The 21,928-nt window shown below is 53.9% G+C and carries 17 protein-coding genes and 1 riboswitch; of the genes, 7 read left to right on the top strand and 10 right to left on the bottom strand.

Annotation, left to right across the window (positions count from 1 at the left end):
* Positions 1-76: 76 nt before the first annotated feature.
* Complete coding sequence (araA, locus tag E2L00_RS11050; RefSeq protein ID WP_167611169.1) at positions 77-1,579, bottom strand: L-arabinose isomerase; 1,503 nt, start codon at positions 1,577-1,579, stop codon at positions 77-79.
* 10 nt (positions 1,580-1,589) lie between these two features.
* Positions 1,590-3,296, bottom strand: coding sequence for a ribulokinase (gene araB, locus E2L00_RS11045; protein WP_167611166.1), 1,707 nt, complete (start codon positions 3,294-3,296; stop codon positions 1,590-1,592).
* A gap of 342 nt (positions 3,297-3,638) precedes the next feature.
* Here araB and araC point away from each other — a divergent pair, with 342 nt between their 5' ends.
* On the top strand, positions 3,639-4,484 hold the full coding sequence (gene araC, locus E2L00_RS11040; RefSeq protein ID WP_167611163.1) for an arabinose operon transcriptional regulator AraC: 846 nt from the start codon (positions 3,639-3,641) through the stop codon (positions 4,482-4,484).
* Between the two features lie 231 nt (positions 4,485-4,715).
* Positions 4,716-5,489 carry a DedA family protein gene (locus E2L00_RS11035; RefSeq protein WP_167611160.1) on the top strand — a complete coding sequence of 258 codons (774 nt, stop codon included), beginning with the start codon at positions 4,716-4,718 and terminating at the stop codon, positions 5,487-5,489.
* A 428-nt stretch (positions 5,490-5,917) separates the two neighbouring features.
* Here the strand turns inward: E2L00_RS11035 and thiQ are convergent, their stop codons facing one another.
* The 4 genes from thiQ to sgrR form a co-directional block, all read right to left on the bottom strand.
* Positions 5,918-6,622: a thiamine ABC transporter ATP-binding protein ThiQ gene (thiQ, locus tag E2L00_RS11030; protein ID WP_167611157.1), complete on the bottom strand. Its 705-nt coding sequence runs from the start codon at positions 6,620-6,622 to the stop codon at positions 5,918-5,920.
* Positions 6,606-8,216, bottom strand: a complete 1,611-nt coding sequence (thiP, locus tag E2L00_RS11025; RefSeq protein ID WP_167611154.1) for a thiamine/thiamine pyrophosphate ABC transporter permease ThiP — start codon at positions 8,214-8,216, stop codon at positions 6,606-6,608. Before thiP ends, thiQ begins: the two co-directional genes overlap by 17 nt.
* Positions 8,192-9,175: a thiamine ABC transporter substrate binding subunit gene (thiB, locus tag E2L00_RS11020; protein ID WP_167611151.1), complete on the bottom strand. Its 984-nt coding sequence runs from the start codon at positions 9,173-9,175 to the stop codon at positions 8,192-8,194. The genes thiP and thiB overlap by 25 nt, the downstream gene beginning before the upstream one ends.
* Positions 9,176-9,210: 35 nt before the next feature.
* Positions 9,211-9,311: riboswitch (TPP riboswitch) on the bottom strand.
* 35 nt (positions 9,312-9,346) lie between these two features.
* Positions 9,347-11,005 carry an HTH-type transcriptional regulator SgrR gene (sgrR, locus tag E2L00_RS11015; protein WP_167611148.1) on the bottom strand — a complete coding sequence of 553 codons (1,659 nt, stop codon included), beginning with the start codon at positions 11,003-11,005 and terminating at the stop codon, positions 9,347-9,349.
* Between the two features lie 87 nt (positions 11,006-11,092).
* Between sgrR and sgrT the strand changes: the two genes are divergently transcribed.
* Positions 11,093-11,254 carry a glucose uptake inhibitor SgrT gene (sgrT, locus tag E2L00_RS11010; protein WP_167611145.1) on the top strand — a complete coding sequence of 54 codons (162 nt, stop codon included), beginning with the start codon at positions 11,093-11,095 and terminating at the stop codon, positions 11,252-11,254.
* Positions 11,255-11,440: 186 nt separating this feature from the next.
* On the top strand, positions 11,441-12,619 hold the full coding sequence (locus E2L00_RS11005) for a sugar efflux transporter (protein ID WP_167611143.1): 1,179 nt from the start codon (positions 11,441-11,443) through the stop codon (positions 12,617-12,619).
* A gap of 94 nt (positions 12,620-12,713) precedes the next feature.
* Here the strand turns inward: E2L00_RS11005 and leuD are convergent, their stop codons facing one another.
* From leuD to leuA, 4 genes are all read right to left on the bottom strand, one after another.
* Positions 12,714-13,319, bottom strand: coding sequence for a 3-isopropylmalate dehydratase small subunit (leuD, locus tag E2L00_RS11000; RefSeq protein ID WP_167611140.1), 606 nt, complete (start codon positions 13,317-13,319; stop codon positions 12,714-12,716).
* Between the two features lie 11 nt (positions 13,320-13,330).
* Positions 13,331-14,731, bottom strand: coding sequence for a 3-isopropylmalate dehydratase large subunit (leuC, locus tag E2L00_RS10995; RefSeq protein WP_167611137.1), 1,401 nt, complete (start codon positions 14,729-14,731; stop codon positions 13,331-13,333).
* A 2-nt stretch (positions 14,732-14,733) separates the two neighbouring features.
* Entirely contained in the window at positions 14,734-15,825 is a 1,092-nt protein-coding gene (gene leuB, locus E2L00_RS10990) for a 3-isopropylmalate dehydrogenase (RefSeq protein WP_167611134.1), read from the bottom strand.
* A 113-nt stretch (positions 15,826-15,938) separates the two neighbouring features.
* Positions 15,939-17,513: a 2-isopropylmalate synthase gene (gene leuA / locus E2L00_RS10985; RefSeq protein WP_167611131.1), complete on the bottom strand. Its 1,575-nt coding sequence runs from the start codon at positions 17,511-17,513 to the stop codon at positions 15,939-15,941.
* Positions 17,514-18,331: 818 nt separating this feature from the next.
* On the opposite strand from leuA, the gene leuO reads away from it, so the two are divergent.
* The 3 genes from leuO to ilvN all read left to right on the top strand — a co-directional run bounded on the left by leuO (position 18,332) and on the right by ilvN (position 21,900).
* On the top strand, positions 18,332-19,276 hold the full coding sequence (leuO, locus tag E2L00_RS10975; protein ID WP_167611128.1) for a transcriptional regulator LeuO: 945 nt from the start codon (positions 18,332-18,334) through the stop codon (positions 19,274-19,276).
* A gap of 406 nt (positions 19,277-19,682) precedes the next feature.
* Positions 19,683-21,407 carry an acetolactate synthase 3 large subunit gene (gene ilvI, locus E2L00_RS10970; RefSeq protein WP_167611125.1) on the top strand — a complete coding sequence of 575 codons (1,725 nt, stop codon included), beginning with the start codon at positions 19,683-19,685 and terminating at the stop codon, positions 21,405-21,407.
* Position 21,408: 1 nt separating this feature from the next.
* On the top strand, positions 21,409-21,900 hold the full coding sequence (gene ilvN / locus E2L00_RS10965) for an acetolactate synthase small subunit (protein WP_167611122.1): 492 nt from the start codon (positions 21,409-21,411) through the stop codon (positions 21,898-21,900).
* The last annotated feature ends 28 nt before the right edge of the window (positions 21,901-21,928 follow it).

The following is a 21,928-nucleotide window of genomic DNA, read 5'->3' as shown; positions in this document are numbered from 1 at the left end:
AGGCGTCATCCACCGCTTTCACCTGTTCGGCGGGTGATGCTGCGCTTACCCGCCCTACAAAAACGGCCGGCGAGTATTATCGTCTGGAGCCGTAATAAACCTCGTTCCAGCGCAGAGCATCTTTGAACGCGGGCAGGCGAGTCTCGTTGTCGATAACGGTAAGCTCGATGCCGTGTAGCTCAGAGAACAGGCGCAGGTCGTCCAGCGTTAGCGCCTGGCTGAATACGGTGTGGTGCGCGCCGCCCGCCAGGATCCAGGCTTCGGATGCGGTCGGCAGATCCGGCTGCGCTTTCCACAAAGCGTTGGCGACCGGCAGTTTTGGCAGTTGATGCGGAGTTTCCAGCGCGTCCACGCAGTTCACCAGCAGGCGGAAACGATCGCCCAGATCGATAAGGCTGGCGTTTACCGCCGGGCCTGTTTGGGTAGAGAAGATCAGGCGCGCCGGATCGGCCTTGCCGCCGATGCCGAGGTGCTGCACATCAAGAATTGGTTTTTCCGCAAGCGCAATAGAGGGGCAAACTTCCAGCATGTGCGAGCCGAGCACCATGTCGTTGCCGTTTTCGAAGTTGTAGGTGTAGTCCTCCATAAAGGAGGTGCCGCCCTCCAGGCCAGCGGACATCACTTTCATAATGCGAAGCAGGGCGGCCGTTTTCCAGTCGCCTTCGCCCGCGAAGCCGTAGCCCTGCTGCATCAGACGCTGAACGGCAAGGCCCGGCAGCTGTTTAAGGCCGTGCAGATCTTCAAAAGTGGTGGTGAAGGCGTGGAACCCGCCTTCTTCGAGGAAGCGTTTCATCCCCAGCTCAATGCGGGCGGCGTCCAGCACGTTCTGGCGTTTTTCGCCGTTCAGCTGTGCGGCAGGCGTCAGGCGATAGCTGCTTTCGTATTCGTCTACCAGCGCGTTCACATCGCCATCGCTGACGGCATTAACCACCGCCACCAGGTCACCGACCGCCCAGGTATTGACCGAGAAACCGAACTTCATCTGGGCGGCAACCTTGTCGCCATCGGTAACCGCAACTTCGCGCATATTGTCGCCAAAACGCGCCACTTTCAGTTGACGGGTATCTTGTTTAGAGACGGCCTGACGCATCCAGGCGCCGATACGTTTGTGCGCCTGCGGATCCTGCCAGTGACCGGTGACAACGGTGTGCTGCTGGCGCATGCGCGCGCCGATAAAACCGAACTCGCGGCCGCCGTGTGCGGTCTGGTTCAGGTTCATAAAGTCCATATCAATGCTGTCCCATGGGATCTGCGCATTAAACTGGGTGTGGAACTGCAGCAGCGGCTTGGTGAGGATGCTCAGGCCGTTAATCCACATTTTTGCCGGAGAGAAGGTGTGCAGCCATACCACCATGCCGGCGCATTTATCGTTGTAGCTGGCGTCGCGGCAAATCGCGGTGATTTCATCCGGCGTGGTGCCGAGCGGTTTAAGCACCAGTTTGCACGGCAGCTTAGCTTCTTTATTCAGCGCATTTACGACGTGCTCAGCGTTCTGCGTTACCTGGCGCAGCGTTTCCGGGCCATAGAGATGCTGGCTACCAATGACAAACCACACTTCATACTGTTCAAAAATGTTCATCGTTATGTCCTTAAAGAGTCGTCGCTGCCTGCTTGACGGTTGGAACCGCAGCAGGGGCTGAAGGGAGATAGTGCTGTTCCGCGCTGATGGCCCACTGCTGATAGCGGCGGTAAAGCTGCTCAAAACGCTCGGCGCGTTGTCCAATGGGTTGGAGAGTACTTTCGACCGGGCTCGCCATGGCCTGCTGCGCCTGCGAGATATCCGCATGCTTGCCTGCGGCGACGGCGGCAAATATCGCCGCGCCAAGGGCGCAGCACTGGTCGGAGGCGACAATCTGCAGCGGGCGATTCAGCACGTCACAGCACGCCTGCATAATGACCGGGGATTTACGGGCAATGCCGCCCAGCGCCATCACGTTGTTGACCGGGATGCCCTGTTCGGTGAAGCATTCCATAATGGCGCGCGCGCCAAATGCCGTGGCGGCAATCAATCCGCCAAACAGCGCCGGGGCGTCGGTCGCCAGATTCAAATCGGTAATCACACCCTTCAGGCGCTGGTTGGCGTTCGGGGTGCGGCGGCCGTTAAACCAGTCGAGAATAACCGGCAGATGTTCCAGAGAAGGATTTTTTGCCCAGGCTTCGGTCAACGCGGGCAGCAGCCGTTCTTTGCTGGCATCGATTTGGCCGCGTAGTTCAGGATGCTGTTGCGCCAGCTGTTCCAGCGGCCAGCCGAGCACGCGACCGAACCAGGCATAGATATCGCCAAAGGCGGACTGCCCGGCTTCCAGACCGATAAAGTCGGGCACCACGCTGCCGTTCACTTGCCCACAAATTCCTTTTACGGCACGCTCGCCCACGGTTGGTTTGTCGGCAATCAGAATGTCGCAGGTGGAGGTGCCGATGACTTTCACCAGCGTGTTCGGCTGCGCGCCTGCGCCAACGGCGCCCATATGGCAGTCAAAAGCGCCGCCGGAAATTACCACGCTTTGCGGCAGGCCAAGGCGCTCAGCCCATTGGGCGCAGAGATTGCCCACGGGAATATCGGCAGTCCAGGTCTCGGTGAACATCGGGTAAGCGAGGTTCTGGTTAATTATTGGGTCAAGGTCATCAAAGAAGCTGGCGGGAGGCAGGCCGCCCCAGTCTTCATGCCAGAGAGATTTGTGGCCCGCGCTGCAGCGCCCGCGACGTATATCCTGCGGGCGTGTGGTGCCGGAAAGCAGGGCAGGCACCCAGTCGCAAAGTTCAATCCACGAAGCCGCAGCCTGAGCGACCCGGCTGTCCGCGCGGGTCACATGCAGAATTTTGGCCCAGAACCATTCGCTGGAATAAACACCGCCGATATAGCGCGAGTAATCAGTTTTTCCGGCGGTATGACACAGGCGGGTAATCGCTTCGGCTTCGTCGACCGAGGTGTGATCTTTCCACAGCACGAACATGGCGTTCGGGTTGTCGGCGAATTCCGGGGTCAGCGCCAGCACGTTGCCGCTGGCGTCTATCGGGGCAGGGGTTGAGCCGGTGCTGTCCACGCCGATACCGCAAATGGCTTCGCGCTGCTCGGCCGTCAGCTCTTTTAGCACCGCTTTTAGCGCCCGCTCCATTGATTCAATATAATCCTGCGGATGGTGACGGAACTGGTTGCTGGCGGCATCGCAGTAGAGGCCTTCCTGCCAGCGGGGATACCACTCTACGCTGGTGGCCAGTTCGGCTCCGTTTTCACAATCCACTGCTAAGACGCGTACTGAATCGCTGCCAAAATCAAGGCCCAGCGCAATCGACATTTTTTCACTCCAGAAGGTCAAACACTCATGCAATGAACAGTAGGTTTTGTAGCAAAAAAGGGACAGGTCTTAATCGCTGTAGTTATGGATAAAATAGCTATGGGCGCGCAAAATGTGACGCCCCGCAAATATTCCATGTGGACTTTTCTGTCACGGTTATAGACACTTTGGCTGTCTTCATAAAAGCATGTGATGACCCGTTAAAAAGCATAGGTGCTTGCAGATCGTGGCTTTATGATAAAAATCAGCCTGTTTGTTGAAATGCTGCCGGGGACGATGAGGCGTTAAGCATGGATATGGACAAATTGTTTCTATTATTCTGACTTAAAAGCGAGCTTCATCATGCCTGAATTGCAAAACGACCCCCTGTTGCCCGGCTACTCTTTTAATGCGCATCTGGTGGCAGGATTAACGCCTATCGAAGCGCTGGGGCCGCTGGATTTTTTTATTGACCGGCCGCTGGGCATGAAAGGTTATATCCTCAACCTCACCGTGCAGGGCGAAGGGGTTATTAACAATCAGGGAAAGAATTACGTTTGTCGCCCCGGTGATATGCTGCTGTTCCCGCCCGGTGAAGTGCATCACTACGGCCGCGCGCCGGACAGCAAAGAGTGGTATCACCAGTGGGTCTACTTCCGCCCGCGCGCCTACTGGCAGGAGTGGCTGAACTGGGAACCCATTTTTGCCCATACGGGTTTTTATCGCCCCGACGATGCGCATCAGGAAGGATTTTCACAGCTTTTTCAGCAAATTATTGACGCGGGACAGGCTGAAGGGCGCTATGCGGAACTGCTGGCGATCAATCTTCTTGAACAGCTCTTGCTGCGGCGCATGGAAGTGCTGAGCGCCTCTCTCAACCCGCCGCTGGATAACCGCGTGCGCGATGCCTGCCAGTATATTAGCGACCATCTTGCCGACAGCAATTTTGATATCGCAAGCGTGGCGCAGCACGTCTGTTTATCTCCTTCCCGGCTCTCGCATCTTTTTCGCCAGCAGCTTGGCGTCAGCGTTTTAAGCTGGCGCGAGGATCAGCGCATCAGCCAGGCGAAGCTGCTGCTCAGCACTACGCGAATGCCGATTGCAAGCGTCGGGCGCAACGTGGGTTTCGAGGACCAGCTCTATTTTTCACGCGTATTCAAAAAGTGTACCGGGGCAAGCCCAAGTGAATTCCGTGCAGGCTGTGAATAGTCGCTATGCGATTGTTGGTAAAGAAAGAAAAAGCGTGTTTTTTCCTTCTTTGTGGTTATAGGGCGAAAATTAATGCCTTGATTTTACTGGTAATTTTTTGGGAAAACTCTTTGCGAACTTCACCGGCACGAGATTTGTCTCCGATCCGTATTATTTATTCATACAATTGATGGCTTGACGCTGAAGTAATCACTCAGGAGAATCGCCCACTCGTTTCTCGACGGATGCTTTATGGAAGCTTTGCTGGAACACTTTATTACACAGTCGGTGGCGTATTCGCTTATCGCGGTGATGCTGGTGGCCTTTCTGGAGTCGCTGGCGCTGGTGGGGTTAATTTTACCGGGCACGGTGATGATGGCGGGGCTTGGCGCGCTGATTGGCGGTGGAGAAGTTAACTTCTATCATGCCTGGCCGGCGGGAATTGTGGGCTGCCTGTTGGGCGACTGGCTTTCGTTCTGGCTGGGCGGACGTTTTAAAGGGCCGCTGCATCGCTGGTCGTTTATGAAGAAAAATAAGGCATTGCTCGATAAAACCGAGCATGCGCTGCATCAGCACAGCATGTTTACCATTCTGATTGGCCGGTTTATTGGCCCGACGCGCCCGCTGGTGCCAATGGTGGCGGGGATGCTGGATCTGCCCGTTTCGAAATTTATCCTGCCTAATATCATCGGCTGCATCTTCTGGCCGCCGCTTTATTTTATGCCGGGCATTCTGGCCGGTGCGGCCATTGATATCCCTGCGGATATGCAAAGCAGCAGCTTCAAATGGCTATTGCTGGCCGTGGCATTGCTGGTCTGGCTGGCGGCATGGCTTTGCTGGCGCTGGTGGCGCAGCGGAAAGTCTGGCACCGACAAATTAACGCGTTATCTGCCGCGCACGCGTTTGCACTGGCTTGCGCCCGCCACGTTGGTGCTGGCGATTGGCAGTGTTGTGGCGCTACAAATGCATCCGCTGATGCCTGTCTATCTTAAAATTCTCTCGAAAGTGCTTACGGGTCAGTCCTGACCCGCGAAGAGAGTGACATGGTGCTGCACAACGGAAGTTTTTTATCGTTGCCTGTAGAATCAAAGGATTATGTTCGCTGGTTTATCTCAAATACCTGAAAACCACGTTTTCAGGCGTTTGCCACAAATCTTACGGGTCAGTCCTGACCCGCGAAGAGAGTGATATGATGCTGCACAACGGAAGTTTTTTATCGTTGCCTGTAGAAACAAAGGGTTATGTCCGCTGGTTTATCTCAAGCACCTGAAAACCACGTTTTCAGGCGTTTGCCACAAATCTAACGGATCAGGCCTGACCCGCGAAGAGAGTGATATGGTGCTGCACCACGGAAGTTTTTTATCGTTGCCTATAGAATCAAAGGATTATGTCCGCTGGTTTATCTCAAACACCTGAAAACCGCGTTTTCAGGCGTTTGCCACAAATCTTACGGGTCAGCCCTGACGCGCTATTCCCAGCAGCGATGAAGCGCTCGCTTCGCCGCTCAGTAACGTTGCCGTGTCGCCATCCCAGGCTATGCGGCCATCCACCACCACCAGACTTCTTTCGGCGATGCGTGCCGCGTCTTCAATGCTGTGGGAAACCATCAGCAGGGTAAGCTGTTGCTGCTGGCACACTTCATCCAGCAGTTGCAGCATTTCCAGACGCAGCGCCGGATCGAGAGCGGAAAAGGGTTCATCGAGCAGCAAAATGGGCTGTTTACGCACCAGACAGCGGGCAAGGGCTACGCGCTGACGCTGGCCGCCGGAAAGCTGCGAAGGTAAGCGATCCAGCAAATCGCCGATCGCCATTTGTTCGGCAATCTTTCCAAGCCGCTCGCGTTGTTCCAGATTGAGCTTCAGCCCGGGATTGATGCCCAGCCCGATGTTTTCCCGCACGCTTAAGTGGCTGAAAAGATTGTTTTCCTGAAACAGCATAGAAACAGGACGTTGGGCGGGTGCGGTTCGGGTATGATTTTCACCGCACAAATTTATTTCCCCGCTTGCGGGCGTCAGAAAACCAGCAATCAAACTCAACAGGGTGCTTTTCCCGGCGCCGCTTGGCCCCAGCACCGCGACGCGTTCTCCCGCCGCCACGTTAAGTGAAAAGCGCATCGGTAAATGGCGATAAAGCCAGGTTACATTAGTCAGCGTTAGCATGGCGTCCCGGAAGTTTTTCAATCAGGGTGAATAAAGCAAAGCACAGCATCAACAGGATAAACGCGGTCACGGCGCCAGCCTCGCTGCGGTAGGAACCGATTTGCTGGTAAAGATAGAACGGCAGCGTGCGGAAATCTTCATTGCCAAACAGCGCCACTACCCCAAAATCGCCAATCGACAGCACGCAGGCAAAGGCCAGCGCCTGTGCCAGCGGAATTTTCAGCGCCCGGAGTTCAATGAAGCGCAGGCGATGAAAGCCTTTAATATCCAGCGACTGACAGAGTTTTCCGTAGCGCCCGGCTACGTCCAGCATCGGATTTTCCAGCACTTTTAACGCGTAGGGGATAGCCATCAGCGCGTTGGTAAAAATCACGATGCCATCAGCTGACTGCGGCAGGCCGACCGTATTATTCAGCAGCAGGAAGAAGCCGGTTGCCAGAACGATGCCCGGCATAGCGAGGATTAACATACCGCTCAGCTCCAGAGCCTGCCCGGAAAAAGCGCGGTTACGCAGACGCAGCTCTCGCGAACTCCAGAGCAGCATCAGGGTGATTATCACGCACAGCAGCCCGGCGGCAACGGCTATTCTCAGCGAGGTTTCGAGCGCCTGCCAGAGGATTGGCTGCGACAGCACCGCGCTGAAGCCGCTATTGATGCCATCAATTATCACCGCCAGCAAAGGCGGCAGCAGCAGCGCCAGCGCCAGGGCGATTAGCGCCCCATCGCACAGCCTGCGGCGCAGGTTATCCTGCGGATCGCGCCAGCCCTGCACGTGGCTGCTGCCTGCGGGAATGGCTTTGCTGAGCCGCTGGCTTAACAGCACCAGGCCCAGACAGCAAATCATCTGCACCAGCGCGAGCAGCGCCGCACGAGCGGGATCGTAGTCGTAGCTTAGCGCCTGGAAAATCGCGAGTTCGATGGTGGTCGCCTGCGGCCCGCCGCCAAGCGAAAGCACGGTAGCAAAACTGGCAAAGCAGAGCATAAAAATAAGCGCGCTCGCGGGCAGGATCTGGCGACGTAACCACGGCCACTCTACAAAGCGGAAGAAATTCCAGCCCTGCATGCCAAGCTGTGCGGCGAGCTGTCGCTGTTCACCGGGAATATTCTCCAGCGCCTGTAACAGAAGCCGCGTCGCCATCGGCAGATTAAAGAAGACGTGCGCCAGCAGGATTCCCTGCAAACCATACGGCGAGAACGTCCACTGTATGCCCAGCCACGCACAAAGCGAGGCCAGCCAGCCGACGCGCCCGTAAACGGTCAGGATGCCAAATACGGCCACCAGCACCGGCAGCACCAGCGTCATGGCGCATAAGCGCAGCAGAGCCAGACGGCCCGGGAAGCGACGGCGGTAGAGCGCGCGCGCAAGGAAAATCGCCGGAAACACTGAAAGTACGGCAGAGAGAAAAGCCTGCCAGAACGAGAAGCGCAGAACGTGCCACAGATAGCTGTCCTGCGTAAGCCCCCGGATATCGCTTTGCGGTGCGTTAAACCACAGCGCCAGAAAAGCCGCAAGGGCCACCACTACCACCAGCGCGGCAGCGAATAGCCCTGGAAGCAGCCAGCCGGGGATCAGCGGCTGACGGCGCGAAGCCATGCACTAATCCAGCTTGCGCGAAGCTCAGAAACTTCTTTAGGCGTGAATTCCAGCGAGGTTTGTGGTTTTTTGATGCTGCTGAAACCCTCGGGTAATTTCACATCGGTGACCGGATACATCCAGTTGCCGGTTGGGATAGTGTTCTGGAAGCCAGGCTGGGTGATGAATTGCATGAATTTTTTCGCCAGTTCAGGCTGTTTGCTGGCGGCCAGGCGGCCCGCTACTTCCACCTGCAAATAATGCCCTTCGCTAAAATCTGCGGCGGCGTAGTTATTTTTTTTCTCTTCAATGATGTGATAAGCCGGGGACGTGGTGTAGCTCAGCACCAGGTCGCCTTCGCCTTTTAAGAACAGGCCATAGGCCTCAGACCAGCCTTTGGTGACGGTAACGGTTTTGCTGGCAAGCTTCGCCCAGGCTGCAGGCGCTTTGTCGCCATAAACTTTTTGCATCCACAGCAGCAGGCCCAGGCCCGGCGTGCTGGTGCGCGGATCCTGATAAATCACCTTCCATTTCTGGTCGCTTTCTACCAGTTCTTTCAGGCTCTTCGGCGGGTTTTTCAGTTTGTTTTTATCGTAGACAAAAGCGAAGTAGCCGTAATCGAACGGAACGAATGTGTCGTTTTTCCAGCCGCCTGGGATGCTCAGAGCGCTGGTGTCGATATTGCTCGGGGCAAAGAGTTTGGTTTGCGAAGCCGCTTCAATCAGATTGTTGTCCAGGCCCAGCACCACGTCGGCTTTGCTGTTTTTGCCTTCCATACGCAGACGGTTGAGCAGCGACACGCCGTCTTCAAGGGCAACGAATTTCAGCTCGCAGTTACAGTCGGCTTCAAAAGCTTTTTTTACCGCCGGCCCCGGACCCCAGTCAGCGGCAAAGGAGTCGTAGGTATAAACGGTGAGCAGGGGTTTAGCGAAAACAGGAGCGGCGACGAGTATGAGCAGCGGCAATAATTTTTTGAACACTTTGCACCTCTTAAAATAGGGGTGGCAAAGGACTTTGAGCGATAAGCCTCAAATCCCTTCGCCGGCGTTATCCGGATCAGGTTCGACGGGTATTATCTCAGCTCGGACAATGGTCCTTGCACCCCGTTGAGAACGCGCCATTGTAATGATTCTGCGCACTTTCCGAAAGGGCTAGGGTTCCGGCGGGGCAAACCAGGCGGATTTAAAATCAAACCAGCCGAGCGTGTTCATCCTTACGCCGCGCATGCTGCGCTGGCCTTCAATGCGTAGCCAGTGGTGAATGAGCGGCAAAATATCATTTTGCTCAACGCGTTGCTGGCACCATACCGGGAGGTTTAGCTCACCCTTATGCCATTTGCCGGTGTCGGTGGCCCAGTCAATGTCGATGCACTTTTGTATCAGCGGCACTTCATAGAGGTGGGAAAAGAGCGAAAACTCCAGCGGCAGGGTAAAATTGGCGCTGTTAAGCCAGATATCGCTGACAATTTCGCCCTGATGCCACGCCTCATAGCTCACCTCCTGCACTTCAAGGCGGACGCCATGTGCGGCGAGAAGCTTCACCATAATATTGCTGATGACGCGATGTTCAGCGTGGTCGCGATAGAAGGTCAGAGTGAGGGTTTCAAGCCCTGCGGGCTTCTCTTCCACAGGCCGTGGGCGCGTATGGTGCCAACGTGGAAGCAGGCCGTAAGCCGGAAACCAGTACTGCTGATTTTGTTCGCCTGCGTTATACAGCAAATGAACAGGTGCCAGCAGGCGGCTTACCCATGTCCGCACGCCGTCATGGCTGCCGCGTGAAGAACGGCTATCAAACAGCAGGTAGTAGCAGCCTTCTTCCAGCCGACTTTCGACGGCTTTTTCGCTATCCGGCATGCCCTGAAGCTGCACGGCACAGCTGACCTCTTCGCCAATATCCGGCAGCACCCAGAAATTCACCTCGTCGATAAGCGCGCGATAACCAAAGTAGTCATCCCAGGCCTGAATCTTGAGCTGATTAGTATTGTTGCGCACCACGGAGTAGGGACCGGTGCCCACGGGCTGGCGGGAAAAATTATCTAAAGTTTGCCACTCGCGCGGCAGGATCATCGCGTTCACGCTGCCGAGCAGCCACGGAAGCCAGCGGTCCGGCTGCGAGAGATAAATATCCAGCGTCCAGGCCGTTGGCGTGCTGATTTGATTAATATGTACATAAAGCGGCAGGCTGTTAATGCGCTGCAGGGAAATCATCACGTCCAGCATGTCCAGCTCGCGGCCATGGTGGAAATGGATACCGGGGCGAAGATAAAAGCGCCAGTGTAAAGGGGAAATCTGCTGCCAGTGATGGGCAATGTCCGCTTCCAGTTCCCCATTTTCCTCATTTATTCGCGTCAGGCCGCTGAATATCTGACGGACGATGTGCGTCTCTGAACGACGCAATGCGGAGCCGGGAAGCAGGTTCAGCAGCGGGCGATAATAGAGCACCCGAAGTATATGGCGGCCCTGGCGAAAGCTCCTGCCGAGATGTGAGATCAGCATCTGCCGAACGGCGGCTTTATCTCCCACGATCTGCACAAGCTGATCGATGCGATCCTGCTCAAGAAGATCCTCGGCCCGCTGCTGCTGGAGCGCAAGGCCAGTGTACAGAAACTCAAGCTGCGATCGTTTGCCGCGCCCCGCTTCAGCCTTCCAGCTTAGCCAGCCTTTTTCCTGCATCGCATTCAATAGCGTACGCATATGGCGGCGCGAGCAATTCAGCAGCTCCGCCAGGTCGTTGAGCGTGGTTTCTTGCGGTTTGCCGTCGCAGCATTGCCACAGACGGATGAACTGTTGTTGCAGACGACCCGAGGACATAAAAGGGGAACTCCAGACAGAAACTCATCAATTTACCTTTCCCTATATTATGCCAATAATCATCAACGATGAAAGCGAGGAGGACATATGAAACGGTCATCACCTGTTGAGTTTTATCGATATTACTTTGCCGCGACACAACGTGTCGGGTCTGGATGGCTGGCTCGCCTGACAGCAGGGCAACGTCTGAGGATGCTCAAAGACTTAATGCAGTGGGAGGTTACAACCCCGGTGGCCGCGAAGCGCTGAATTGTTTTCATCAAGTGCAACTGAGTATTGGTGCTTTTCACCAGCCAGCAGGTTAACTGCTGGCTTTTTTAGTTTATGATTTATCCGTCATTCTGAAAGCTGCTTCTGCGTTGGCTACGGCCTGTTGCAACTTCACTTATCCGGGATAAGAACACTTAACGCCCGCGTTTAAAAGGACCCCTGTACATGGCCTGGTTTCTCACCAAAGGACGACGTATTAACCCGGTGTACGCCGCTTTTATGGTAGTAGCTTTTATGATAGGCATTGCTGGGGCGCTGCAGGCGCCAACTCTCAGCCTGTTTTTATCGCGTGAGGTGGAAGCTCGTCCCTTCTGGGTTGGCCTGTTTTATACCGTTAATGCCGTGGCCGGTATTCTGGTCAGCCTGCTGCTTGCTAAGCGCTCCGATAACCGGGGCGACAGGCGCAAATTAATCATGTTTTGCTGCGCCATGGCGGTGGCGAACTGCGTGCTGTTTGCTTTTAACCGCCATTACCTGACGTTAATCACTATCGGCGTGATGTTCGCTGCCATCGCAAGTACTGCTATGCCGCAGATTTTTGCCCTCGCGCGCGAATATGCGGACAGCTCCGCGCGTGAAGTGGTGATGTTCAGCTCGGTAATGCGTGCTCAGCTCTCGCTTGCCTGGGTTATCGGCCCGCCGCTCTCCTTTATGCTGGCGCTGAACTACGGCTTTACCACCATGTTCCTTATTGCGGCGGGAATTTTTGTTATCTCGCTGGCGCTGATTTTCTTTGCCTTACCTTCCGTCGCAAGAATAGAGCAGTCCGCCGACGTGGCGCTCACGCAGGTTAGCGGCTGGAAAGATAAAAATGTGCGCATGCTGTTTATCGCCTCGATGCTGATGTGGACCTGCAATACCATGTATATCATCGATATGCCGCTGTGGATCAGCAGTGATTTAGGTCTGCCTGAATCTCTTGCCGGTCTGTTGATGGGAACGGCGGCAGGCCTGGAAATTCCGGCGATGATTCTGGCGGGCTATTACGTGAAGCGTTTCGGGAAGCGACGCATGATGGTGATTGCCGTGGCCGCTGGCATGTTGTTCTACATTGGGTTAATTATGTTTCACAGCCGGGCCGCGTTATTGATTTTGCAGCTTTTCAACGCGGTATTTATCGGTATTGTGGCCGGTATCGGCATGCTTTGGTTTCAGGATTTAATGCCGGGACGGCCAGGTTCTGCAACGACGCTTTTTACGAACAGCATTTCGACCGGGGTAATTTTGGCGGGTGTATTACAGGGCGCGCTGGCAGAAAGTTTTGGTCACTATGCTGTATACTGGTTGATTGCCGGGCTTTCGGTGGTGGCTTTGGTTTTGACTGGTCGGGTAAAGAATATCTAACACCGCTCTCACCCCGATCCTTTCCCCCAGGGAGAGGGAACGGATCGGTGTTTTCCCTCTCCCGAGGGAGAGGGTTGGGGTGAGGGCGTAACTATTACCGCATAAACGCCGGCTGTTTGCGCTCATAAGACGAAATAGCGCTTTCGTGCTGCAGCGTCAGGCCAATGCTGTCCAGCCCTTCTAACATGCAGTGGCGGCGGAACGTATCGATATTAAAGGCATACGTTTTTTCACCCGCCTTCACGGTTTGCGCTTCCAGATCGACCACGAATTTAATGCCCGGATTTGCCGCGACCAGCTTAAACATCTCATCGACTTCTTCTTCGCTCAGCGTGACCGGCAGAAGCTGGTTGTTGAACGAGTTGCCGTAGAAGATATCCGCAAAGCTCGGTGCGATAACGACCTTAAAGCCGTAATCCGTCAGCGCCCACGGCGCGTGCTCACGGGACGAACCGCAGCCGAAGTTTTCACGTGCCAGCAGGATGGATGCGCCTTTGAACTCCGGGAAATTCAGCACGAATTCCGGGTTAGGCTGCTGGCCTGCGTCGTCCAGAAAACGCCAGTCGTTAAACAGGTGCGCGCCAAAGCCGGTGCGGGTGACCTTCTGCAAAAACTGCTTCGGGATAATTGCGTCGGTATCAACGTTTGCAGCATCCAGCGGAACGACCAGGCCGGTATGTTGGGTAAATTTCTCTGCCATGGTGTTTTCCCTTATTTCAACGTGCGGATATCAGCAAAATGACCGGCAACAGCCGCTGCCGCCGCCATTGCCGGGCTAACCAGATGGGTGCGCCCGCCGCGGCCCTGACGGCCTTCAAAGTTACGGTTACTGGTGGAGGCGCAGCGTTCGCCCGGCTCCAGGCGATCGTTATTCATCGCCAGGCACATCGAGCAGCCCGGCAGACGCCATTCAAAACCAGCTTCGATGAAGATCTTATCCAGACCTTCTTCTTCCGCCTGCGCTTTTACCGGGCCTGAACCCGGCACGACCAGTGCCTGCACGCCTGGCGCGACTTTACGGCCTTTAGCGATTTGCGCCGCAGCGCGTAAATCTTCAATGCGTGAGTTGGTGCAGGAGCCGATAAATACTTTGTCGATAGCCACTTCAGTCAACGGGATGCCCGGTTTCAGGCCCATATAAGCCAGCGCTTTTTCGGCAGAAGCACGTTCGACCGGATCGGCGAAGGATTCTGGATTCGGAATGTTGTCATTAACGGAAATCACCTGGCCCGGATTGGTGCCCCAGGTTACCTGCGGAGCGATATCGGCTGCGTCCAGCGTGACAACGCTATCGAACTGCGCGCCTTCGTCGGTGCTGAAGGTTTTCCAGTACGCAACCGCATCGTCCCAGTCTGCCGCTTTTGGCGCGTGCAGGCGGCCTTTTACGTAGCTGAAGGTGGTTTCATCCGGCGCAACGATGCCAGCTTTGGCGCCCATTTCGATGGCCATATTGCACAGCGTCATGCGGCCTTCCATGCTCAGGGCCTGGATGGCGCTGCCGCAGAACTCCACTACGTGACCGGTGCCGCCGGCGCTGCCGGTTTTACCGATGATCGCCAGCACGATGTCTTTTGCCGTGATCCCCGGCGCGGCGTCGCCGGTGACTTCAATCTTCATGGTTTTAGCGCGGCCCTGTTTCAGGGTTTGCGTGGCCAGCACGTGCTCAACTTCTGAGGTGCCGATACCAAATGCCAGCGCGCCAAATGCGCCGTGGGTTGCGGTGTGGGAATCGCCGCACACGATGGTCATACCCGGCAGCGTAATGCCTTGTTCCGGCCCCATTACGTGGACGATGCCCTGATACGGATGATTCAGGTCATACAGCTCAACGCCGAATTCTTTGCAGTTTTTTATCAATTCCTGCATCTGAATGCGGGCCATTTCACCCGAGGCGTTGATGTCTTTTGTCTGCGTGGAAACGTTGTGATCCATGGTCGCAAAGGTTTTACCCGGCTGACGCACCGGGCGATGGTGCGCGCGCAGGCCATCAAACGCCTGCGGAGAGGTAACTTCATGCACCAGATGACGGTCGATATACAGCAGCGGGGTTTCATCCACCGCTTCATAAACGACGTGGGCATCGTACAGCTTTTGATATAATGTCTTCGCCATGATTATTTCCCCTGAGCCACGAAGCGGGCAATGGTATCGCCCATTTCGTCGGTGCTGATTGCTTTGCCATCGCAAGCCAGATCGTAGGTCATGAAGCCTTCTTCCAGCGCGAGGTTAATCGCGTTTTCGACGGCCACGGCGGCCTCTTCAGCGTCCAGGCTGTAGCGCAGCAACAGAGCCAGAGACAGGATCTGCGCAATTGGGTTTGCGATATTTTTGCCGGCGATATCCGGCGCGGAGCCGCCTGCAGGTTCGTACAGACCAAAGCCTTGTTCATTCAGGCTGGCGGAAGGCAGCATGCCCATAGAGCCGGTGATCATCGCGCATTCGTCGGACAAAATGTCGCCGAACAGGTTGGAGCACAGCAGCACGTCGAACTGAGAGGGATCTTTAATCAGCTGCATGGTGGCGTTGTCGATATACATATGCGACAGCGTGACGTCCGGGTACTCGTTAGCAATTTCGTTGACGATTTCACGCCACATAACGGAAGTTTGCAGTACGTTCGCTTTATCAATAGAGGTAACTTTGCTGCGGCGTTTACGCGCTGACTCAAAGGCAATGCGGGCGATACGCTCAATTTCAAAACGATGATAAACCTCGGTATCGAACGCTTTTTCGTGCATGCCGGCGCCATCGCGGCCCTTCGGCTGGCCGAAATAAATACCGCCGGTCAGTTCACGCACGCACAAAATGTCGAAGCCTTTTGCAGCGATATCGGCACGCAGGGGACAAAACTCTTCCAGACCCTGATACAAACGCGCCGGGCGCAGATTGCTGAACAGTTTGAAATGTTTACGCAGCGGCAGCAGCGCGCCGCGCTCCGGCTGTTGCGTCGGCGGCAGATGTTCCCATTTTGGACCGCCAACCGAGCCAAACAGAATGGCGTCAGCCTGCTCGCAGCCTTCAACGGTAACCGGAGGCAGAGGATTGCCATAGCGGTCGATGGCGATGCCGCCGACGTCATAAGAGCTGGTGGTGATGCGCATATCGAAGCGCGTACGAACGGCATCCAGCACCTTCAGCGCCTGCGCCATGACTTCCGGGCCGATGCCGTCACCCGGCAATACTGCTATATGATGAGTTTTTGACATGTCACACGGTTTCCTGGTTTGTTTCTTCCAATTGCTGACAATAACCAGAAAAACGTGGTTTTCTGGTTATTGTGCTTAAAGTCAGAAAATCAATGAATTGATTTTCAAAAAACTTAATCCATCGAAGGTTCAGTTATGTGTTTTGTGCAGGCTTTGCGTTGCAATTCTTTTTCTACTTCGCCGGCACGCCAGATGTTATTCAGCACGTTAATCATCGCTTTCGCTGAGGATTCCACGATATCGGTCGCCAGACCTACGCCGTGGAAGCGGCGGCCTTTATGGGTAACAACGATGTCCACCTGGCCCAAAGCGTCTTTGCCCTGGCCTTTTGCGGACAGCTGGTACTTCACCAGTTCAACATCGTAATTTGTAATGCGGTTAATCGCCTGGTAAACGGCGTCAACCGGGCCGTTACCGGTAGCGGCTTCAGAATGCGTTTCTGTGCCGCAGTGCAACTGGACGGAAGCGGTAGAGATGACGCTTGAACCAGACTGCACGTTGAAGTATTCCAGGCTGAAATGCTCCGGCTCTTCCTGTTGCTTATCGATGAATGCCAGCGCTTCCAGATCGTAATCAAAGACCTGGCCTTTTTTGTCGGCCAGCTTCAGGAAGGCGTCGTACAGCGAGTCCAGGTTGTAGTCGGTTTCTTTATAACCCATTTCATCCATGCGATGTTTCACTGCGGCACGGCCGGAGCGGGAGGTCAGGTTCAGTTGAACCTGATTCAGGCCGATGGATTCCGGGGTCATGATTTCGTAGTTTTCGCGGTTCTTCAGCACGCCATCCTGGTGGATACCCGAAGAGTGGGCGAAAGCGCCAGTGCCGACGATGGCCTTATTTGCCGGAAGCGGCATGTTACAGATTTGGCTGACCATCTGGCTGGTGCGCCAGATTTCATGGTGATTGATGTTGGTGTGCAAGTTCATAATATCTTTGCGCACCTTGATGCCCATGATCACTTCTTCCAGAGAACAGTTGCCGGCACGCTCACCGATACCGTTCATTGCGCCTTCAACCTGGCGCGCGCCAGCATGCACGGCCGCCATGGCGTTACCCACAGCCAGGCCTAAGTCGTCATGGGTGTGTACGGAGATGATAGCTTTATCGATATTCGGTACGCGTTCATACAGACCGTTAATAATTGAAGCGAATTCGAAAGGCAGGGTGTAACCGACGGTGTCAGGAATATTGATGGTGGTTGCGCCTGCGTTAATGGCGGCTTCTACCACACGTGCCAGGTCGGCAATCGGCGTTCGTCCCGCATCCTCACAGGAAAACTCAACGTCGTCGGTGTAATTGCGGGCGCGTTTCACCATATAGACCGAGCGCTCAATGACTTCATCCAGCGTACTGCGCAGCTTGGTCGCGATATGCATTGGGGAGGTGGCGATAAAGGTATGAATGCGGAATGCTTCTGCGACCTTCAATGATTCAGCCGCGACATCAATATCTTTTTCTACGCAGCGGGCCAGCGCACAAACACGGCTGTTTTTGATACTGCGGGCGATAGTTTGTACGGATTCAAAGTCGCCAGGTGAGGAAACCGGGAAACCGACCTCCATAACATCGACCCCCATACGTTCCAGTGCCAACGCGATCTGCAGCTTCTCTTTAACACTCAGGCTGGCCTGCAGCGCTTGCTCGCCATCACGTAAGGTCGTATCAAAAATTATGACTTGCTGGCTCATGCTATGGTCCTTATTTTGTTTTAGCGCCGATGCTGGGGGCATAAAAAAACCCGCGCAGCGGCGCGGGTTTTTTCAGTCTGATGGCTTGAATCAACGCTTGATGTCGCCCACCAGTCTACCGCGCAAATAAAATGCGTTTAGTAGGAGAACTAGTAGGCGATGGATGCGAATCATGTTTCAGGCCTCAAGCGTTTGCGATATGTATTTATTGGTACTTGATCTGCTTTGCTGTGTCAACCCTCAGCGGTTAAGGAAAACTAATGCGATCGTATTCAGCGGGTTACTGAGGCAGGTTATTATGCTAAAAAAATCAAAAACTCAAAAATATACTAATGGCGCATAGTGAGTCCTTTGATCACCGGGTAAGTTATGAAAGCAGTGGCCACGTTAATTTTTGATTAAGAAAAGTTTTATTATGGGTGCTTTTAATTCCTGTGTTTTTGCCAGCGCTCTTTTGCTTCCATTGAAAGTAAAGTTATTTTTATGCGTTATATTCCTAAAATACCGTAAAACTCATTTAAATAATTTATCAATCAAAAGGAATTTATTCACTATGTGAATAATTGTACATTGGGTCGTTTTATGATGTTATTACCCGTCTGTAAACCACGTTGGAAGCATACGGATTGATCGAGGCATTGAAAGGGATTTGTTGCAGCAATAACGCACACCTTTGTGACAGCCATGACCTGGCAGGATGGCAGGGCTTAACTCAGTAAATCCGTTTGTTTTGCTACCAGTATATTTTGAAAGGTTGAAAGGAATTGTGTATTGCACCTTCTGTGCAGAAGGAATTGCCCTGTTACTGGAGTAAAGTTATGCCTGATAATTATATAAAAAGCACGCCCGTTAGCGACGGGAATAAATACCAGCTACGAACAGTGGATTTAAATTTGCTGACTGTTTTTGATGCGGTGATGCAGGTTCAGAACATCACAAAGGCGGCTCAATTGCTGGGGATGTCACAACCTGCGGTCAGCAATGCAGTGGCGCGCCTGAAGGTTATGTTTAACGATGAACTGTTTGTACGCTATGGACGTGGCATACAGCCAACGGCCCGAGCTTTTCAACTGTTTGGCGTGGTGCGCCAGGCCTTGCACCTTGTGCAAAATGAGCTGCCGGGCACGGGTTTTGACCCCGCTGAGAGCAAGCGGATTTTTCATCTTTGCGTCAGCAGTCCTCTCGATAATTTATTGACCCCCATCATTTTTTATAATGTCAGAAAGGCGGCGCCCAATATTCAGTTGTCGTTTAAGTCCTGCTTAAATAAAGATATCGAACAACAGTTACGCTATCAGGAAACAGAATTTGTTATCAGCTATGATGAGTTCCTTCGTCCGGATTTTTCCTGTCTACCGCTGTTTGAAGACGAAATGGTGCTGGTGGCCAGCCAAAAACATCCTCGACTGATAACAATGTTAAGGGCGAGGGATATTTATAAAGAGCAACACGCGGTGGTTTCACTGGATCGTTTTGCCTCCTTTAGCGCACCCTGGTATCAGTCGCCGCAAAGACAGTCCTGTATTTCTTATCAAGGTATGGCGCTGACAAGCGTGCTGAATGTAGTATCGCAGACGCAGTTAGTGGCAATAGCGCCTCGCTGGTTAGCCGAAGAATTTTCTGAAAGTCTACAGCTAAAAATATTTGCTCTTCCTCTTAGGGAAAATAAGCGCACCTGTTATCTGTCCTGGCATGAATCTGCGGACAGAGACAGAGGCCACCAGTGGATGGCAGAAATACTTACCGCCGTTTGTTGCAGGTAATCCCCGATTGCTTTGGATGAACCGGCGCGCATAAACAGGTCGGTTTTCCTTATTGTGGCCTGGAAAGCAGCATTTTATGCTATCGCACTTTATGCGTGCCGTCTCGCTACGCATGAAATTCCTGTCGTTAATTAGATTCTGCCTGTAATTCCTCAATTCATAACATATTCAACAATAATATTTGCTTATGATTAGGGCTTAACTCCGCCATGTCGGCATATTGTAGTGGCGAAGTTAAAAACGATGATGTGGTTACATCGCCGTGCGATTGATTGCCTGATTTTCAACGGTTATGTTAGGAAGGAACACGTAAAATAAACAGTCAGGCAGAACGTAAATTCTGCCTTAATGACCGAGCGGAAATGAGTTCTGCCGTCAGTCAAAAATGTGAGCCTGGAGGCAAACCATGGAGATGTTGTCAGGAGCCGAGATGGTCGTCCGATCGTTAATCGATCAGGGCGTTAAGCATGTATTCGGTTATCCGGGAGGCGCCGTACTCGATATTTACGATGCGCTCCATACCATTGGTGGAATTGATCATGTGCTGGTACGCCATGAACAAGCTGCCGTACATATGGCTGATGGACTGGCACGAGCAACCGGAGAAGTCGGGGTTGTGCTGGTGACTTCAGGACCCGGCGCAACAAATGCCATTACCGGTATCGCTACCGCTTATATGGACTCCATTCCTCTGGTGGTGCTGTCAGGCCAGGTCGCTACGTCCCTTATCGGCTACGATGCTTTCCAGGAATGCGACATGGTAGGGATCTCGCGCCCGGTGGTGAAACATAGCTTCCTGGTTAAGCAGGCAGAAGATATTCCAGGCATTATCAAAAAAGCATTCTGGCTGGCCGCCAGCGGTCGTCCGGGGCCGGTGGTGGTGGATTTGCCGAAGGATATTATGAGTCCGGCAAATAAGTTTCCTTATAGTTATCCGGCGACGGTGAGCATGCGTTCGTATAACCCGACTACGCAGGGACATAAGGGACAGATAAAACGCGCCCTGCAAACCTTACTGGGCGCGAAAAAGCCGGTGCTGTATGTGGGAGGCGGCGCGATAACCTCAGCCTGCCATGCAGAGCTGCGTGAAATTGCCGAGAAGCTGAACATTCCCGTCGTCTCTTCTTTAATGGGACTGGGCGCATTTCCGGGCACGCATCGGCAAGCGCTGGGCATGTTAGGCATGCACGGGACCTATGAAGCCAATATGGTCATGCATAACTCGGATGTGATTTTTGGTGTAGGCGTAAGGTTTGATGACCGCACAACCAATAACCTGGCAAAATACTGTCCGCATGCCACCGTATTGCACATCGATATCGATCCAACTTCCATTTCGAAAACGGTTGGCGCAGATATTCCTGTCGTCGGCGATGCCCGCCAGGTGCTGCAACAGATGCTTGAACTGCTTAGCCAGGAAGAGACTTCCCAGCCCTGCGATGATATCCGCGACTGGTGGCAACAGATTGAAAGCTGGCGTGCAAGGCAGTGTCTGGAATTCGACCGCGAAAGCGGAAAAATTAAGCCTCAGGCGGTTATCGAGACTATCTATAAACTCACCAACGGCGAAGCATACGTGACTTCCGACGTTGGTCAACATCAGATGTTTGCGGCCCTCTATTATACCTTTGACGCACCTCGCCGTTGGATAAATTCCGGCGGGCTTGGCACTATGGGCTTCGGATTGCCGGCAGCGCTCGGCGTGAAGCTTGCGCTGCCTGAAGAAACCGTGGTGTGCGTGACCGGAGACGGCAGTATTCAGATGAATATTCAGGAACTCTCCACCGCGCTTCAGTACGGCTTGCCGGTGCTGGTATTAAATCTTAACAACCGCTATCTCGGCATGGTTAAGCAGTGGCAGGACATGATTTATTCTGGCCGCCATTCCCAGTCTTATATGGAATCGCTGCCTGATTTTGTTCGCCTGGCGGAAGCTTACGGGCACGTTGGTATCAGTATTACTCAGCCCGACGAGCTGAAAAGCAAGCTGGCGGAAGCGCTGGAAGCGGTAAAAAATCAGCGACTGGTATTTGTGGATGTCACGGTTGATGGGACAGAGCACGTTTACCCGATGCAGATCCGCGGCGGGGGAATGGACGAAATGTGGTTAAGCAAAACGGAGAGAACCTGATATGCGCCGGATATTATCTGTCTTACTGGAAAACGAATCCGGGGCGCTCTCCCGGGTTATCGGCCTGTTCTCTCAACGTGGCTATAACATCGAAAGCCTGACCGTTGCGCCAACGGACGATCCCACCCTGTCACGCATGACTATACAGACCGTCGGCGACGAAAAAGTGCTTGAGCAGATCGAGAAACAACTCCATAAGCTGGTAGATGTTTTGCGCGTAAGCGAGCTGGGGCAGGGCGCACACGTCGAGCGTGAAATCATGCTGGTAAAAGTTCAGGCCAGCGGATACGGACGTGAAGAGGTGAAACGCAATGCGGAGATCTTCCGCGGGCAAATCATTGATGTCACGCCAACGCTGTATACGGTTCAACTTGCCGGCACCAGCGATAAGCTTGATGCTTTTCTGAACGCTATCCGTGAAGTAGCGAAAATCGTTGAGGTCGCGCGCTCGGGTATCGTTGGCGTTTCACGCGGCGATAAAATAATGCGCTAGCCATTAAATGTGATCTGATTCACACGCC

Origin of the sequence: Cedecea colo (assembly GCF_011808225.1) — a bacterium.
GTDB classification, from domain to species: domain Bacteria; phylum Pseudomonadota; class Gammaproteobacteria; order Enterobacterales; family Enterobacteriaceae; genus Dryocola; species Dryocola colo.
Note: the sequence above shows the minus strand (reverse complement) of the source record. Positions and strands in the feature narration are given on the sequence as shown.